Below are 13,759 nucleotides of genomic sequence, written 5' to 3'. Positions count from 1 at the left end.
ATGACATGGCGGTAACGCAAACAGCCCAGGCATGTGACCTGGTCATTTTCGGCGCGAAAGGCGACCTGGCGCGCCGGAAACTGCTGCCTTCCCTGTATCAGCTTGAGAAAGCCGGCCAGATCCATCCGGATACCCGGATCATTGGGGTGGGGCGCGCGGACTGGGATAAAGAAGCTTATACCCACGTCGTGCGTGAGGCGCTGGAAACCTTCATGAAGGAAAAAATTGATGAAGGCTTGTGGGATACGCTGAGCGGCCGTCTGGATTTTTGTAATCTTGACGTTAACGATACGCCTGCGTTCAGTCGCCTGGGCGATATGCTGGATCAAAAAAACCGTACCACCATTAACTATTTTGCGATGCCGCCCAGCACGTTTGGCGCTATTTGCAAAGGGTTAGGGGAGGCTAAACTCAACGCCAAACCGGCGCGTGTCGTGATGGAGAAACCGTTGGGTACTTCGCTGGCGACCTCGCGTGAGATTAACGATCGGGTCGGCGAATACTTTGAAGAGTGCCAGGTGTATCGTATCGACCACTATCTGGGCAAAGAAACGGTTCTCAACCTGCTGGCGCTGCGTTTTGCCAACTCGTTATTCGTTAATAACTGGGATAACCGCACTATCGATCACGTTGAGATTACCGTAGCGGAAGAGGTGGGGATTGAAGGGCGCTGGGGATACTTTGACCAGGCCGGTCAGATGCGCGATATGATCCAGAACCACTTGCTGCAAATTCTCTGCATGATTGCCATGTCACCGCCGTCTGACCTGAGCGCCGACAGTATTCGCGATGAAAAAGTCAAAGTGTTGAAATCGTTGCGCCGTATTGATCGCTCCAACGTGCGTGAAAAAACGGTTCGTGGTCAATACACCGCGGGCTTTGCGCAGGGGCAAAAGGTGCCGGGCTATCTGGAAGAAGAGGGCGCGAATAAAAGCAGCAACACCGAAACGTTCGTCGCGATCCGCGTCGACATCGATAACTGGCGTTGGGCGGGCGTGCCATTCTATCTGCGCACCGGCAAGCGTCTGCCAACCAAGTGCTCTGAAGTCGTGGTTTATTTCAAGACGCCTGAACTGAACCTCTTTAAAGAGTCCTGGCAAGACCTGCCGCAGAACAAATTGACGATTCGCCTGCAGCCGGATGAAGGCGTAGATATTCAGGTGCTTAACAAAGTACCGGGGCTGGATCATAAGCATAATCTGCAGATCACGAAGCTTGATCTGAGCTACTCCGAAACCTTTAATCAGACGCACCTGGCGGATGCATATGAGCGCCTGCTGCTGGAAACGATGCGTGGCATTCAGGCGCTGTTTGTCCGCCGTGACGAAGTGGAAGAAGCCTGGAAGTGGGTGGACTCCATTACCGAAGCATGGGCGATGGACAACGACGCGCCGAAGCCGTATCAGGCGGGCACCTGGGGACCGGTAGCGTCCGTGGCGATGATTACCCGTGACGGTCGTTCGTGGAATGAGTTTGAGTAAATTTACCACTCACTCTTAGGTGGTATTTTACCGGTAACATGATCTAACACAGATTGTAGAATCATTTTTGCACTTTTAAGCCTCGTGTGGATTCACCTGCGAGGCTTTTTTTATTACACTGCCTGAAACGATTTTGCCCCATTATCCCCGGACATCATGTATTTCACTGTCTTTCCACATTGATGAAACGCATGGTAAACCCGGTAGCCGGACAGATAAATTTCAGGAGCCTCTATGAATCCTAATTTGTTACGCGTAACACAGCGCATTGTCGAACGCTCGCAGCAGACCCGAAAAGCCTATCTTGCCCGCATTGAGCAGGCGAAAACCGCCACGGTCCACCGATCTCAACTGGCCTGCGGCAACCTGGCGCATGGCTTCGCCGCCTGTCAGCCAGAGGACAAAGCCTCGCTGAAAAGTATGTTGCGCAATAATATCGCCATCATCACCTCCTACAATGACATGCTCTCTGCGCATCAACCGTATGAACATTATCCGGAAATTATTCGTCAGGCCCTGCATTCCGTGAATGCGGTAGGTCAGGTCGCAGGCGGCGTACCGGCAATGTGCGATGGCGTTACGCAAGGACAGGATGGCATGGAGTTGTCATTACTCAGCCGCGAAGTGATAGCGATGTCGGCAGCAGTAGGCCTTTCTCACAATATGTTTGACGGCGCGTTATTCCTCGGCGTATGCGACAAAATTGTTCCGGGGCTGGCGATGGCCGCGCTCTCTTTTGGTCATTTACCCGCGATTTTTGTTCCGTCAGGCCCGATGGCGAGCGGCCTGCCGAATAAAGAAAAAGTCCGTATTCGTCAGCTATATGCGGAAGGAAAAGTAGACAGAATGGCGCTGCTGGAGTCGGAAGCCGCCTCTTACCATGCGCCGGGCACCTGTACATTTTACGGCACCGCCAACACCAACCAGATGGTGGTGGAGTTTATGGGAATGCAGTTGCCGGGTTCCTCGTTTGTGCATCCGGATGCGCCGCTGCGCGAGGCATTGACTGCCGCTGCCGCACGTCAGGTAACACGTCTTACCGGCAACGGCAATACGTGGATGCCGCTCGGTAAAATGATCGACGAAAAAGTCGTGGTGAACGGCATTGTCGCGCTGCTGGCTACCGGCGGTTCCACCAACCACACCATGCATCTGGTTGCAATGGCGCGCGCGGCGGGCATTCTGATCAACTGGGATGACTTCTCGGATTTGTCGGAAGTGGTTCCGTTGATGGCGCGTCTGTACCCGAACGGTCCGGCGGACATTAACCACTTCCAGGCGGCGGGCGGCGTACCGGTATTGATGCGTGAGCTGCTCAATGCCGGATTGCTGCACGAAGACGTTAATACTGTCGCAGGCTTCGGCCTGAAACGCTATACGCTGGAGCCCTGGCTCAACAACGGCGAGCTGGACTGGCGTGAAGGCGCGGAAAGGTCACTGGATAACGATGTCATTGCCTCTTTTGATAAGCCGTTCTCTCCTCACGGCGGTACTAAGGTGCTAAGCGGTAATCTGGGGCGCGCAGTAATGAAGACGTCTGCGGTACCGGTTGAAAACCAGATCATTGAAGCGCCTGCCATGGTATTTGAAAGTCAGCATGATGTGCTGCCTGCGTTTGATGCGGGCCTGCTTGACCGGGATTGTGTCGTTGTCGTGCGTCATCAGGGACCAAAAGCGAATGGAATGCCAGAATTACATAAACTCATGCCGCCACTTGGTGTATTATTGGACCGCCGTTTCAAAATCGCGTTAGTTACTGATGGACGACTTTCAGGCGCTTCGGGTAAAGTGCCTTCAGCTATCCACGTAACGCCGGAAGCCTACGATGGCGGCTTACTGGCAAAAGTGCGCGATGGCGACATCATTCGCGTGAATGGGCAGACAGGTGAGTTAACTCTGCTGGTCGACGAGGCGGAACTTGCCGCTCGTCAGCCTCATATTCCGGACCTGAGCGCGTCGCGCGTCGGAACGGGGCGTGAGTTGTTTGGCGCGCTGCGCGAAAAGCTGTCGGGTGCGGAGCAGGGCGCAACCTGTATCACTTTTTAAGATGACACACTAGTAATCAGGCGAGAGAAGAATTCCGATGAAAAACTGGAAAACAAGTGCAGAAGCAATCCTGACCACCGGCCCGGTTGTCCCGGTCATTGTAGTCAATAAACTGGAGCACGCGGTGCCGATGGCTAAAGCGCTGGTGGCCGGGGGCGTTCGCGTTCTGGAAGTGACTTTACGTACGGCCTGCGCGATGGATGCTATTCGCGCTATCGCTAAAGACGTGCCGGAAGCGATTGTCGGCGCCGGAACCGTTCTCAATCCGCAGCAGTTGGCGGAGGTGACGGAAGCGGGCGCGCAGTTTGCGATTAGCCCGGGACTGACTGAGCCACTGCTGAAAGCCGCGACGGCAGGCACTATCCCATTGATTCCCGGTATTAGCACCGTTTCTGAACTGATGTTGGGCATGGACTATGGTCTGAAAGAGTTCAAATTCTTCCCGGCGGAAGCAAATGGCGGCACCAAAGCGTTGCAGGCGATTGCCGGTCCGTTCTCTCAGGTACGTTTCTGCCCAACCGGCGGCATCTCTCCGGCAAACTATCGTGACTATCTGGCGCTGAAAAGCGTGTTGTGCATCGGCGGTTCCTGGCTGGTGCCGGCCGACGCGCTGGAAGCGGGTGATTACGATCGCATCACCAAACTGGCGCGCGAAGCGGTAGAAGGCGCGAAGCAGTAAGCCGTTAAATGCCCGATGGCGCTCGCTTATCGGGCTTACGAGTGGCGATCAGGCAGGTCTGATAAAAATGCGCTAACGTCGCCATCAGGCGATGGCGCATTAGCCTTTTACCGTCACGCGGCTGGCGGCCTTTTTCGCTCTTATCACCGCTTCTTCAACGTTTTCACCTGTCGCTAACGCTACACCAAGACGACGGCTGCCGTCGATCTCAGGCTTACCAAACAGCCGTACCTGCACTCCGGCTCCTACCGCCGCGTGTACATTATCAAACGTCACATTTTGACTGGTAAGCTGCGGCAGAATCACGGCCGAGGCAGCGGGACCATACTGGCGAATAGCGCCTACGGGCATTCCCAGAAAGGCGCGCACATGCAGCGCAAACTCAGAGAGATCCTGAGAAATCAACGTGACCATTCCGGTATCGTGCGGGCGAGGGGAGACTTCGCTGAAAATGACTTCATCGCCACAGACGAAGAGTTCAACGCCGAACAGGCCATGACCGCCTAACGCCAGTACCACATGACGGGCAATCTCTTGCGCCCGCTTCAGCGCCAGTTCGCTCATCTGCTGTGGCTGCCAGGATTCGCGATAGTCACCATCTTGCTGACGATGACCGACCGGCGCGCAGAAATGCACGCCATCGACGGCGCTAACGGTGAGCAGCGTAATTTCAAAATCAAATTTAACCACGCCTTCCACAATCACGCGACCCGCGCCAGCGCGTCCGCCCTGTTGAGCATACTCCCATGCCTGCGCGAGCTGTTCGGCCGAGCGGATAAAGCTCTGGCCTTTGCCGGAAGAGCTCATGACCGGTTTGACGATGCAAGGAAAACCCACTGCGGCTACCGCATCATGAAAACTGGCCTCACTGTCGGCAAAGCGATACGTCGATGTCGGCAGTCCTAATTCTTCTGCGGCCAGGCGACGGATCCCTTCGCGGTTCATCGTGAGCTGCGTTGCACGGGCGCAAGGCACGACATTCAGCCCTTCGCCCTCCAGCTCGCGCAGCGTATCGGTGGCGATCGCTTCTATTTCCGGCACGATATAATGCGGTTTTTCCTCTGTAATCACATGACGTAGCGCCTCGCCGTCCAGCATATTAATGACGTGTGAACGGTGAGCCACATGCATGGCGGGAGCATCAGGATAACGATCGACGGCGATAACCTCGATCCCCAGGCGTTGGCATTCAATCGCCACCTCTTTTCCTAATTCTCCTGCCCCTAATAACATCACTCGCGTTGCTGCCGGACGCAGCGCAGTGCCTAATAGCGTCATATTTCTGTCCCCTTATTTACCTGCGCGCAGTATATACGAAAACGTTTGCGTATGTCTTTTCGAATAAATTGCTTTTCTTGCTGCCTTACAATATACTGTATATAAATACAGGTAAATAAGGGGCTGCAAAATGGCGGTTGAAGTTAAATACGTAGTCATTCGCGAGGGTGAGGAGAAGATGTCATTTACCAGTAAAAAGGAAGCCGACGCCTGGGACAAAATGCTCGATACTGCCGATCTTCTTGATACCTGGCTTGAGCAGTCGCCAGTCGTGCTGGAAGATGGGCAGCGCGAAGCGTTGTCGCTGTGGCTGGCGGAACATAAAGAGGTGTTAAGTACTATCCTCAAAACCGGTAAGTTGCCTTCTCCGCAGGCGGTTGAAAAGGACGCCGCGAGTAAAACGAAAAAGCAAGCTGCCTGAACCCACACTTGCGCTCCCGGCGTTTTGTACCATGCTTTTCCTGAATCATTGTGCTAAGGAGAAAAGTATGAATAAAAGAGGAGCGTTGTTGAGCCTGCTGTTGTTATCCGCCAGCGTATCGGCATTTGCGGCATCCACCGAGAGTAAATCGGTTAAGTTTCCGCAGTGCGAAGGGCTGGATGCCGCCGGGATTGCGGCAAGCGTGAAGCGCGACTACCAGCAAAATCGTATCGTGCGGTGGGCAGACGACCAAAAAAAGGTCGGGCAGGCTGACCCGGTCGCGTGGGTTAATGTGCAGGACGTTGTAGGTAAAAATGATAAATGGACAGTTCCGCTAACCGTTCGCGGTAAAAGTGCCGATATTCATTATCAGGTTATCGTTGATTGCAAAGCCGGCAAGGCGGAATATAAGCCCCGCTAGCAGCGTAATTTGCGCTTCTTTTGCCGGAACAGACAATTCCTGACATCCCCTCAGGTACGCTTGACCATTATTGGTCTGTATTTGAGGGGTACTATGGCTAACTGGTTGAACCAATTACAATCACTTCTTGGGCAAAAAGGCGCTTCCGCATCGCCTTCCGGTGAACAGGGGTTAAATAAACTGCTGGTTCCCGGCGCGCTGGGCGGTCTGGCTGGACTGTTGGTCGCCAATAAGTCTTCGCGCAAATTATTAACCAAATACGGTACTGGCGCTTTGCTGGTGGGCGGCGGCGCGGTGGCGGGTTCCGTATTGTGGAATAAGTACAAAGATAAAGTACGCGCTGCGCATCAGGGGGAGCCGCAATTCGGCAGCCAAAGTACGCCGCTGGATGTTCGCACTGAGCGACTGATCCTGGCGGTGGTTTTTGCTGCAAAAAGCGATGGGCATATTGATGCCAAAGAACGCGCGGCGATTGAGCACCAACTGCGAGAATCAGGTGTGGAAGAGCAAGGGCGTGTGTTTATCGAAAAAGCTATTGAGCAGCCGCTTGATCCACAACGTCTGGCACAGGGCATTCGCAATGAAGAAGAAGCTCTGGAAATCTACTTCCTGAGCTGCGCTGCCATTGATATTGACCACTTTATGGAACGTAGCTATCTGAATGCGTTAGGAGACGCACTAAAAATTCCTCAGGAGGTTCGGGACGGTATCGAGCAGGACTTGCAGCAGCAAAAACAGGCGCTACCAGGCTGATAACCTGCCATTAAGTAACATGTTTCGCTTGCATCATGCGTGTCTTTTGCCACCCTTATAGGATGGATAGTTTACGTCATTCATGTTGCAGGATAGCGGCGAAGCAGTGACATCTCAGGCGTTTACCGAGGTGAGCGACCGGGACTACCATGCTACGCCGCTGTGTTTGCCGCGTGATATATAACAAATATTAACGCAAAAGAAAAAACGACATGTTGCCAAAAGCCAATCGAATTCCCTATGCCATGACCGTACATGGCGATACGCGCATTGATAATTATTACTGGCTGCGAGATGACACTCGCTCGCAGCCGGAAGTCCTTGATTACCTGCATCAGGAAAATGAGTATGGCCGGAAGGTCATGACCTCTCAGCAGGCGTTACAGGACCGCATTCTAAAAGAAATTATCGATCGCATCCCGCCCAGAGAAGTTTCCGCTCCGTATGTGAAAAATGGCTATCGCTACCGTTATATCTATGAACCCGGCTGCGAATATGCCATCTATCAACGACAATCGGCGTTAAGCGAAGAGTGGGATGTGTGGGAAACCTTGCTCGATGCGAACCAGCGGGCCGCGCACAGCGAATTTTATACGCTCGGCGGACTTGCCATTACGCCGGATAATACCATCATGGCGCTGGCGGAAGATTATTTATCCCGTCGTCAGTATGGGTTGCGTTTTCGTAACCTCGAAAGCGGTAACTGGTATCCGGAACTGCTGGATAACGTTGCGCCTGAATTCGTCTGGGCCAATGATTCCCTGACCCTTTACTATGTGCGTAAGCATAAGAAGACGCTGCTGCCCTATCAGGTTTGGCGGCACACGATTGGCACTCCGTCATCGCAAGATGAACTGGTATATGAAGAAAAAGACGATACCTTTTATGTCAGCCTGCATAAAACCACTTCGCAGCATTATGTGGTGATTCATCTTGCCAGCGCCACCACTAGCGAAGTGCTATTACTTGACGCGGAACTGGCCGATGCCGAGCCGTTTTCATTTTTACCGCGCCGCAAAGACCATGAATATAGTCTCGATCACTATCAACATAAGTTTTACCTGCGCTCTAACCGGAACGGTAAAAACTTTGGGTTGTACCGTACCCGCGTGCGCAATGAAAACGCCTGGGAAGAGCTGATCCCTCCGCGCGAGCATATTATGCTGGAAGGGTTTACCCTGTTTACCGACTGGTTAGTTGTAGAAGAGCGTCAACGGGGGCTTACCAGCTTGCGGCAAATTAACCGTAAAACCCGTGAAGTGATAGGCATCGCCTTTGACGATCCGGCTTACGTGACGTGGCTTGCCTATAATCCCGAACCTGAGACCTCCCGGCTGCGTTACGGCTATTCTTCAATGACGACGCCAGATACCTTGTTTGAACTGGATATGGATACCGGAGAACGACGGGTACTTAAACAGACGGAAGTGCCTGGGTTTGATTCTGGCTGTTATCAGAGCGAACACCTGTGGATCACTGCACGCGACGGCGTCGAAGTGCCGGTATCGCTGGTTTATCATCAGAAGTATTTTCGTAAAGGGCAAAATCCGCTTCTGGTTTACGGTTACGGATCTTACGGTTCCAGTATTGACGCCGACTTCAGCAGCAGCCGACTGAGTTTGCTGGATCGTGGCTTTGTTTACGCAATCGTACACGTTCGCGGCGGCGGTGAGCTGGGGCAGCAGTGGTATGAAGATGGTAAATTCCTCAAAAAGCGGAATACTTTTAATGACTATCTTGATGCCTGCGATGCCTTATTAAAACTGGGTTACGGTTCGCCGTCGCTGTGTTATGGGATGGGCGGGAGCGCGGGCGGAATGCTAATGGGCGTCGCTATCAACGAACGCCCCGAGCTTTTCCACGGCGTTATTGCCCAGGTACCCTTTGTTGATGTATTAACCACGATGCTGGATGAGTCGATCCCACTAACGACAGGAGAGTTTGAAGAGTGGGGGAACCCGCAGGATATTGAGTATTATGACTATATGAAAAGCTATAGTCCTTATGACAATGTCAAAGCGCAGGACTATCCGCACCTGCTGGTGACGACAGGATTGCACGACTCCCAGGTGCAATACTGGGAACCGGCGAAGTGGGTGGCAAAATTACGCGAGCTAAAAACGGACCAACGTCTGCTGCTGTTATGTACGGATATGGACTCCGGGCACGGTGGTAAGTCGGGGCGGTTTAAATCCTACGAAGGCGTCGCGCTGGAATTCGCCTTTTTAATCGGCCTGGCGCAGGGAACCTTACATAGCGCATAGACGCGCGCCCGCAACGGCTTGTGAGCGTCGCGGGTTATTGTGGTGTTCCATTGCTGCGTTGCTCGCCAGCCTGAACATCTTCCAGGTAGTGTTTAAGCGTCAGGCGAAGTTCCGGGCTCATATTATCAAGGTTATTAAAAAGCCAGCGTAAATAGCCCGGATCGCGTTTTGCGACTTCAGATACCGCCTTACCGCGGTATTTACCGAACGAGAAAGTGGTTAACAGCGCAGGACGGCCCGTGATATTGACCATCTCTTCCGCGGTCCAGCCGGTGGTTCGCATAATATCAATCAGCAAGGCGGCGGTGATATAGCAATCATAAAGCGCCCGGTGATGATGCAGCCCCGGTGGCGTTTGTACGCTTAGTTTGCGCGATTTATAGAGCGCCATATTGCTGTATTTTATTCCCGGCCACAGGCGTCGCGACAACTTCATGGTACAGATCCACTCACCCGGCAATTCAGGTAATACGCGTCTGTCGAAACTGGCATTGTGAGCGACATACCACTCACTACCGTAATAAAGCGGTATGACATCTTCAATCCACGGCTTATCGGCGACCATGGCTTCGGTAATACGGTGTATCGCCATCGCCTGCGGCGTAATAGGGCGATCGGGGCGTATCAGGTGACTCATGGGATTGACAATGTTGCCATCAATGACATCTACAGAGGCTATCTCTACGATCCCGCCCTGCAGCCCGCAGGTTTCCGTGTCTATAATCCGCAACATGATTCATTCCTCACCGAAAGACCTTAGCGTAATGGAATGATATCGCCTTGCCAACCCTCCGTTGTGCGCAGGCCCGTCAGTAATAGCGAACCGCAATCGGCACGAACAATAAGTTGCCCGCTTTCATCCCACAGCGCGCTACTGCCACAGGCATTGGCCATCAGTACGGCCAGCGCATATTTATGCGAAAAACGTTGTAAGCGTGAGGTAGAAGCATGTAGTTCAGGTTCGTTAAGACATTGACTGGTTGTGAATAACGTAAATGAGGGATCTATATCACCACCTTCTGGCTGCTCATCCACCACGTTGATAGCGCTTCGCTGCCTGGCAATACAGGCGCCATGACTTTTGTGAAACATGAGCGGCGACGCTAGCCATGGGGCAAAAATAGCGATGCCTTTTACGAAGCGGCAGTTATGTTCAACAGGCATACCCACAATGATAGTCATATGGTGGGTATCGGCCGCATGAGTGAGCGGCTGTAAAAGCGCCTCGTCAGGCGGGGCGGGCAACGATTTATTCCTTTCGTCGCAGCCTAATAGCGACAGTGACGGAAAGACCAGCAGTTCGCACTGTTGACGAGCCGCAAGCTCAATATATTCCAGATGATGGGCGACATGCTCCGCCGGCGAGGCGTTCAGGGGCGCATACTGCGCAGCAGCAATTTTCCAGGAGGACATAATGACTTCCTTTTCATAGTCTCTACAGCCATTCTAAAAAGCATAGGTTAAGAATCGCCTTATAATGTAGTCGTCTGCATGTAAGGAAGTGTAACGTTATATAATTTTTATTTAACTTTGGGTTCGTAAGGGAGTCGGGATAGTGATACGGAAGCCAGACGATGGGCAATCAGCCGCTCGCGAAACCAGGCGCGTAGATGCTCTGGCTGCTCACGTTCGACCGCCTCTGCGACAACTGGCATATTGTAGCGCTCTTTAAATGCCACCCCGGCTGCCGCCAGGTCCACATTGACTTTATCCATTTCCGCTTGTTCAAGCTGAGCCAGATTCGTTTTCATACGCGTCTCCTTTTTTGTTGCCGCCAGAAGGTACTAAGAGTCCGCGGTAATGGCAAGGTGGAAATGATGATCCTCGACTCATTGATTGTTGAAGGTTATTCTTTGTAACGTAGGCATAACAAAAAGGAATAGTGAATATGGCTTCTTCTGCACCATCGCGACGTTTAGCTTTACTGTTGCTGGCATCGACATTTGCGACGCCAGCGGCCTGGGCACATGCGCACCTGACGCATCAGTATCCAGCGGCGAATGCTGCCGTTACGGCCTCGCCACAGGCGCTGACTCTGAATTTTTCTGAAGGGATTGAGCCAGGGTTCAGCGGCGCAACCATTACTGGCCCTCAGCAAGAGCTCATCAAAACGCGCCCGGCAAAGCGAAATGAACAGGATAAAACGCAGTTGATTATCCCGCTTGAGCAGCCGTTAAAATCTGGCGCTTACACGGTAGACTGGCACGTTGTGTCGGTGGATGGACATAAAACAAAAGGGAAATACACCTTCAGCGTGAAATAAATGATGCTGACATTCGTCTGGATAACTCTCCGATTTATTCATTTTGCTAGTTTGATGCTGGTCTACGGCTGCGCGCTTTACGGCGCCTGGCTGGCACCCGCATCAATTCGTCGTTTAATGACGCGTCGATTTTTACATCTGCAACGACATGCCGCCGCCTGGAGCGTTATCAGCGCGGCTTTTATGCTGGCAATTCAGGGCGGACTGATGGGTGGCGGCTGGCCCGATGTTTTTTCCGTCTCGGTGTGGGGCGCGGTACTGCAAACCCGCTTTGGCGCGGTCTGGATATGGCAAATTATCCTCGCGCTGGTCACGCTGGCGGTGGTAGTCATTGCGCCGGTAAAAATGCAACGACGGCTTCTTATTCTAACCGTTGCTCAGTTTATCCTGCTGGCAGGCGTTGGACATGCGACGATGCGCGACGGTGTAGCGGGAACATTACAGCAGATTAACCATGCTCTGCATTTACTCTGTGCCGCAGCCTGGTTTGGTGGGCTGTTGCCAGTGGTTTATTGTATGCGCATGGCTCAGGGACGCTGGCGTCAACATGCCATTAGCGCCATGATGCGTTTTTCTCGTTATGGTCACTTTTTTGTGGCGGGCGTATTGCTCACAGGCATTGGCAACACGCTATTTATCACGGGATTTACCGCTATCTGGCAGACCACCTATGGACAGTTGCTTTTGTTAAAATGTGCGCTGGTGGTGCTTATGGTAGCAATTGCGCTGACGAATCGGTATGTTCTCGTACCACGTATGCGACAGGAAAATCCCCGGACTGACCTATGGTTTGTCAGGATGACGCAAATTGAATGGGGAGTTGGAGGCATAGTTCTGGCGATCGTCAGCCTGTTTGCAACCCTCGAACCTTTCTGATGGACTGGCATAACGAATGAAAAAAATACTCCTTCCGGCGCTTCTGCTGGCCACTTCGGGCGTAGCGTTGGCGGCGCCGCAGGTGATTACCGTAAGTCGTTTTGAAGTAGGAAAAGACAAGTGGGCGTTTAATCGGGAAGAGGTCATGTTGACCTGTCGGCCTGGCCAGGCGCTCTATGTGATCAACCCCAGTACGCTGGTGCAGTATCCCTTGAATGCCATTGCCGAACAGCAAGTAGCGGAGGGTAAAACGCGTGCTCAGCCTATTGCCGTCATTCAAATCGATAACCCGGCGAAGCCCGGTGAGAAAATGAGTCTGGCGCCGTTTATCGAACGTGCGCAAAAGCTTTGTGATCCATCCAATAGCTGACTGATTTTTAATAAAAAACCGTAAACCTTCACGAAAAGGCTTACGGTTTTTTTATCTCTGATGACAGACAAAACGCCAGGTTTTTTCAATCACCTTCGTCACAAACTGGAAAACCTGGCGTCGTCATCTATTCTTAAAGGGCAAGGCGATTTAGCCTGCATTAATGCCAACTTTTAGCGCACGGCTCTCTCCCAAGAGCCATTTCCCTGGACCGAATACAGGAATCGTATTCGGTCTCTTTTTATTTAGATTATAAATCAATGGGTTATGTGTTTCCCCTCGAAATTCCTCGAAATTTCCTCGAATTTCTGTATTCCGGTCTTTTTGGTTATATCACATCCAAATCCAGTTTAACATTTCTTTTACAGCAAAATCAGAGCATCACGTAAGCTTTATTATCGCGTTCATCGAGATAGAGTTTCGTGGTGTTCTCTGAGGTGTGGCCCAGTAGTTTTTGAGCGAATTCCTCGCCGCGTTCGTCTTTGTACAGCCGACCAGCCAGGCTACGAATCTCGTGAAAAGTTGGCGGGTTATCACTACATTTAACGCCTGAAATTTTTCTGGCTTTTACAAATTTCTTTGTCAGCCCATCCGGGTGAATATTCCCGGTCGGGCTATTTTTCCTGATTCCGGCACTGATCATGAAATCGGTTCTGCTTACCAGCCGGCAGCGATCGATAACCGTTCCCGGACGTAACCCCGGCGCCTCAAGGGTCAGGGATCTGCCTGCCAAAATTGAACGCCCGGGCGCTGATGCCGGATGATCTGGTCATCGTAGAAAGCGCCCCTGAAAAAATCGACACCTTTAGCTGCAAAATGACAGTCCCGCCATCTGGTCATTATAACGGATTTTTCTTCTGCACCTACTGAAGCCCGCCATGGCAGGACGACCATGAATCCGTCGATA

Annotated in this window: 14 protein-coding genes and 1 pseudogene; 10 read left to right on the top strand and 5 right to left on the bottom strand. The window is 52.4% G+C overall.

Annotation, left to right across the window (positions count from 1 at the left end; genetic code table 11):
• Positions 1 to 5 precede the first annotated feature (5 nt).
• The 3 genes from zwf to kdgA all read left to right on the top strand — a co-directional run bounded on the left by zwf (position 6) and on the right by kdgA (position 4,206).
• Positions 6 to 1,481, top strand: a complete 1,476-nt coding sequence (zwf, locus tag ACLJQJ_RS08265; protein ID WP_000301711.1) for a glucose-6-phosphate dehydrogenase — start codon at positions 6 to 8, stop codon at positions 1,479 to 1,481.
• Positions 1,482 to 1,715: 234 nt separating this feature from the next.
• Entirely contained in the window at positions 1,716 to 3,527 is a 1,812-nt protein-coding gene (gene edd / locus ACLJQJ_RS08260; protein ID WP_001069118.1) for a phosphogluconate dehydratase, read from the top strand.
• A 37-nt stretch (positions 3,528 to 3,564) separates the two neighbouring features.
• A complete protein-coding gene (gene kdgA, locus ACLJQJ_RS08255; RefSeq protein ID WP_000800494.1) occupies positions 3,565 to 4,206 on the top strand; it encodes a bifunctional 4-hydroxy-2-oxoglutarate aldolase/2-dehydro-3-deoxy-phosphogluconate aldolase in 642 nt (213 codons plus the stop codon).
• A gap of 99 nt (positions 4,207 to 4,305) precedes the next feature.
• On the opposite strand, the gene purT is transcribed toward kdgA, so the two are convergent.
• On the bottom strand, positions 4,306 to 5,484 hold the full coding sequence (purT, locus tag ACLJQJ_RS08250; protein ID WP_000173429.1) for a formate-dependent phosphoribosylglycinamide formyltransferase: 1,179 nt from the start codon (positions 5,482 to 5,484) through the stop codon (positions 4,306 to 4,308).
• A gap of 130 nt (positions 5,485 to 5,614) precedes the next feature.
• Between purT and yebG the strand changes: the two genes are divergently transcribed.
• The 4 genes from yebG to ptrB all read left to right on the top strand — a co-directional run bounded on the left by yebG (position 5,615) and on the right by ptrB (position 9,343).
• The gene (yebG, locus tag ACLJQJ_RS08245) at positions 5,615 to 5,905 is read left to right on the top strand and encodes a DNA damage-inducible protein YebG (protein ID WP_000257723.1); all 291 of its coding nucleotides are present in this window, start codon (positions 5,615 to 5,617) and stop codon (positions 5,903 to 5,905) included.
• Positions 5,906 to 5,972: 67 nt separating this feature from the next.
• Positions 5,973 to 6,326 carry a protein YebF gene (gene yebF / locus ACLJQJ_RS08240; protein WP_063809566.1) on the top strand — a complete coding sequence of 118 codons (354 nt, stop codon included), beginning with the start codon at positions 5,973 to 5,975 and terminating at the stop codon, positions 6,324 to 6,326.
• Positions 6,327 to 6,419: 93 nt separating this feature from the next.
• The gene (locus ACLJQJ_RS08235) at positions 6,420 to 7,079 is read left to right on the top strand and encodes a tellurite resistance TerB family protein (RefSeq protein ID WP_063809567.1); all 660 of its coding nucleotides are present in this window, start codon (positions 6,420 to 6,422) and stop codon (positions 7,077 to 7,079) included.
• A 212-nt stretch (positions 7,080 to 7,291) separates the two neighbouring features.
• A complete protein-coding gene (ptrB, locus tag ACLJQJ_RS08230; protein ID WP_000936999.1) occupies positions 7,292 to 9,343 on the top strand; it encodes an oligopeptidase B in 2,052 nt (683 codons plus the stop codon).
• 34 nt (positions 9,344 to 9,377) lie between these two features.
• On the opposite strand, the gene exoX is transcribed toward ptrB, so the two are convergent.
• The 3 genes from exoX to ACLJQJ_RS08215 form a co-directional block, all read right to left on the bottom strand.
• Positions 9,378 to 10,076, bottom strand: a complete 699-nt coding sequence (gene exoX / locus ACLJQJ_RS08225; protein ID WP_000944285.1) for an exodeoxyribonuclease X — start codon at positions 10,074 to 10,076, stop codon at positions 9,378 to 9,380.
• Between the two features lie 23 nt (positions 10,077 to 10,099).
• Entirely contained in the window at positions 10,100 to 10,756 is a 657-nt protein-coding gene (locus tag ACLJQJ_RS08220; RefSeq protein ID WP_000100256.1) for a nitrilase-related carbon-nitrogen hydrolase, read from the bottom strand.
• Positions 10,757 to 10,863: 107 nt separating this feature from the next.
• Entirely contained in the window at positions 10,864 to 11,094 is a 231-nt protein-coding gene (locus tag ACLJQJ_RS08215) for a DNA polymerase III subunit theta (protein WP_000856224.1), read from the bottom strand.
• 137 nt (positions 11,095 to 11,231) lie between these two features.
• Between ACLJQJ_RS08215 and yobA the strand changes: the two genes are divergently transcribed.
• Genes yobA through ACLJQJ_RS08200 form a run of 3 tightly spaced genes read left to right on the top strand, consistent with a single transcriptional unit; the run spans position 11,232 to position 12,852 of the window.
• Complete coding sequence (yobA, locus tag ACLJQJ_RS08210) at positions 11,232 to 11,606, top strand: CopC domain-containing protein YobA (protein ID WP_000168393.1); 375 nt, start codon at positions 11,232 to 11,234, stop codon at positions 11,604 to 11,606.
• The gene (gene copD / locus ACLJQJ_RS08205) at positions 11,607 to 12,482 is read left to right on the top strand and encodes a copper homeostasis membrane protein CopD (RefSeq protein WP_017441953.1); all 876 of its coding nucleotides are present in this window, start codon (positions 11,607 to 11,609) and stop codon (positions 12,480 to 12,482) included.
• A gap of 16 nt (positions 12,483 to 12,498) precedes the next feature.
• Positions 12,499 to 12,852 (top strand): YebY family protein, encoded by a 354-nt coding sequence (locus tag ACLJQJ_RS08200; RefSeq protein ID WP_000722368.1) that lies wholly within the window; start codon positions 12,499 to 12,501, stop codon positions 12,850 to 12,852.
• A 373-nt stretch (positions 12,853 to 13,225) separates the two neighbouring features.
• Here the strand turns inward: ACLJQJ_RS08200 and ACLJQJ_RS08195 are convergent.
• A pseudogene (locus ACLJQJ_RS08195) lies at positions 13,226 to 13,579 on the bottom strand (tyrosine-type recombinase/integrase); the annotation flags it as partial.
• Positions 13,580 to 13,759: the final 180 nt, after the last annotated feature.

It is taken from the genome of Salmonella sp. SAL04202 (assembly GCF_046550775.1).
GTDB classification, from domain to species: Bacteria; Pseudomonadota; Gammaproteobacteria; order Enterobacterales; family Enterobacteriaceae; genus Salmonella; species Salmonella enterica.
This window is presented reverse-complemented; position numbering and strand designations above follow the sequence as displayed.